At 42.0% G+C, this 3,075-nt stretch carries 2 protein-coding genes and 1 pseudogene; all 3 read left to right on the top strand.

The window, feature by feature from the left end; translation table 11 throughout:
* Positions 1-492: 492 nt before the first annotated feature.
* Positions 493-1,266 (top strand): carbonic anhydrase family protein, encoded by a 774-nt coding sequence (locus tag QUA54_RS33895; protein WP_333419370.1) that lies wholly within the window; start codon positions 493-495, stop codon positions 1,264-1,266.
* Between the two features lie 95 nt (positions 1,267-1,361).
* Positions 1,362-2,549, top strand: a complete 1,188-nt coding sequence (locus tag QUA54_RS33890) for a mechanosensitive ion channel domain-containing protein (RefSeq protein WP_333419369.1) — start codon at positions 1,362-1,364, stop codon at positions 2,547-2,549.
* A gap of 204 nt (positions 2,550-2,753) precedes the next feature.
* A pseudogene (locus QUA54_RS33885) lies at positions 2,754-3,075 on the top strand (hypothetical protein); the annotation flags it as partial.

The raw sequence follows: 3,075 nt of genomic DNA, 5'->3' as shown, positions 1-3,075 counted from the left end.
CGCTTCTGTGATTTATTGCGTAAGCGTTGCTTGCCGTAGGCGTCGCATCCTTCTTTAAAAACTGTCCGGAGTATTGATATAGGTTTATTATTTAATAGTCAGCCTTAATACTAGATTGCCCTTAAATATGAAAGTTTTAGCACCGAGCTAATCATTAGTTTTTCCAAGCTTTTCCGGCGACAGCAACCTCATCAGACTCGAACACTGAATGGAACCTACAAATATAGTTTCTATGATTTAAACAACAGTCCACTCGCTCAAAATACTCAACCGCTTCCGTATGGAACCTTTGAATTCAGCTACCAAAAAGTGAAACTTAAGGCTGACTAAAGATAAGTGAGGTAAAAAACTTTTACAATAATAAAGCAAAAGGGCAGGGCTATACTAATGCCAAAATTTCTGAATAACTGTCGGGCCAGTCAAAACGGTTGTGTTGCACTCATCCACGCTCCTCAGCCAAAAAATGCTGTTTAGAACTTTAAGTTAACAATAATGGATAGACGAACCTTACTTAAACTCTTTGGATTTGGGGCGCTGGAAATTTCGTTCGGTGTCAGTTTCCCATCAAGGGTCTCTGCTGTTGGACAAGAAGCTGACTGGGGCTATAACGGAGAAAGCGGGGTAGAGAAGTGGGGGAACCTGTCTCCCGAATTTCAAGTGTGCAAAACGGGAATCCAGCAATCGCCAATTGATTTGCACCGAGCGATCGCAGCTCAACTGTCACCAATTGAAATTGACGATCGGGAAAGTCCTCTCCGCATCGTCAATAACGGTCATACCATCCAAGTGAACTACGAACCGGGAAGGTCAATTAAGCTGGACGCTCAGATTTTTAACCTGGTGCAATTTCACTTCCAGGACCCCAGCGAACACACCATTGATAAAAAACCATTTGACATGGAATTGCATCTAGTGCATCGCAGCGAGGCTGGTGCGCTAGCTGTGATTGGAGTATTGTTGAAGCAGGGACAACACAATGCAGCCCTGCAACCGATCGGGGACGCATTCCCAAATCGCAATGAACCAGAGCAAGTAGTGAAGACAGTGAAGGTAAATGCAGAGCAATTTTTACCAAAAGACCGAAAGGTTTACCGCTACTTTAGCTCTCTGACGACACCACCCTGCTCCCAAGGAGTGAACTGGATTGTGATGCAGCAGCCTATTGAAATCTCGCAAAATCAGATCCAGCGATTTCCCAAGTTAATATCCATTGACGCCAGACCCGTGCAACCGCTCAACAATCGCTTTGTGTTGCGATCGAGTTGAAGACCCTAGAAACAATCCCCGATTTTTAACAAGCAAGTCGGGGTAGTTTAAAGATAATAAACTGCAACGCTGTGTAAGTATCGAATTAGGAAACCATGAATACTTTGGCAATATCATTGAGAGAAGCTCTTGCTGGTTCTGATTTTTGGCAACTCATTTTTAATGGAGACATCTCTATCGTCAACATACCGATACCGCTGTTTAAAATCGTTCTTGTCGTCATTGTCCTCACACTTACCCTGGCGTTAAAACAAGTTTTCTCCGAAATTATCATTCGTAGAATCGAGAGTCTGACTAGCAGAACCCAGACCACCTTTGACGATGAGTTAGTCGAGATTATCAAACAACCTTTAAACTGGCTGATTGTCATCGGCGGACTCTGGATAGTGCAGCTAATTCTGGCAGAAAATTTCAGCCCAGTATTGAACGAAAAAGTAGAAGGGATTCTCAGATTTGGTGCTTACGCTACCTTCGCCTTTATTGTTTACCGTGCCGCTCCTGTGTTAGGAGAGGTGCTTAAACAATGGGCGCTCAAAAGTGAAACCGAGCTAGACGATTTGCTCGTGCCCTATCTGCCGAAATTGTTTCAGGTGCTGGCGATCTCGATTATCTTGCTCAAAGCAAGTGAGGTGTTTTTGGGTGCATCGGCAGGGGCACTCATCGGTCTGCTTGGTGGAGCGGGTGTTGCCATAGGTTTGTTACTCAAAGACCTGATCTATGACTTGTGTTGTACCATCATTATCTACGTAGATAATCTGTTTCGACCCGGCGACCAAGTGACGATGCCTGGAATAGAGGGTCTAATTAAGGTGGAACAGGTGGGACTCAGAAGTACAACGCTTCGTATACTGAGCAGAAACACTATCCAAAAAGTGCCCAATTCTAAAATGATTAATGGAGTAGTTGAAAATTGCTTCCAAGCGATAGGGAATGATAATTCCATAGGTATCAACTTAAACCTGAAAATTGATGGTATTTCGGCAGAACAAACCGAAAAGATTTGTAGCGGTCTTCGAGAAATTCCGAAGTCAATTGATATCTTGACAGGAAAGTTTTTTATCTACTTTAGCGAGATAAATCAAAATTCTCGTATCATTAAAATTCGGGTTTTTGCTAATACTAATGGTAACTCTCAATTATACTTTGATACCATCGAAAAACTCAACCTAGCGATACTGACTCTATTGGAGAAAGAGCAGATTAATCTATTCACCTATTATCCGGTGCAATTTCAAACCAACCTTGGAGAAGCTCAAAATAACTTAGAACGGATTGAAAATTGACAAATACGACAAATACATCACAGGCATTAGACATCTCCGAAAAAGAATAGAGAGACGCGAAATTTTGCGTCTCTCTATTAATTAGACAAGAGACTTTTCCAACAATTCGTCTAAAATATTTGTAGCAAATTGGTTAAAATGCAATTTATGGAGATGTCTAGTCTAAAATCCAAAAAGAAGGCAAATAATATTAGGAAACATCCTATGCAATTACTGAATCAATTAAGTATCAAGACAAAACTCATAGTCATGTTGCTGGTAGTCAGCCTTTGCGCTATGCTCGCCAGCACCTATATATGCTCTAGCAGTGGAAAAGCTACTCTGACCGAAAAAGTTTTCAACCAATTAACCAGCCTTCGGGCTGCCAAAACTTATCAAATCCAAGATTATTTTGAAAGCCTTTACCACCACAGCCAAACCTTAAGCGAAGACCTGACAGTCGTCGGTGCCATGCAGGAGTTCAAGAGTGCCTACCGCCAACTTGAACAATCAACAGTACCAGCGGATTTTGAAGCAAAAATTGATA

This window comes from Microcoleus sp. MOSTC5, assembly GCF_036701825.1.
Classification (GTDB): Bacteria; Cyanobacteriota; Cyanobacteriia; order Cyanobacteriales; family Microcoleaceae; genus Microcoleus; species Microcoleus asticus.
Note: the sequence above shows the minus strand (reverse complement) of the source record. Positions and strands in the feature narration are given on the sequence as shown.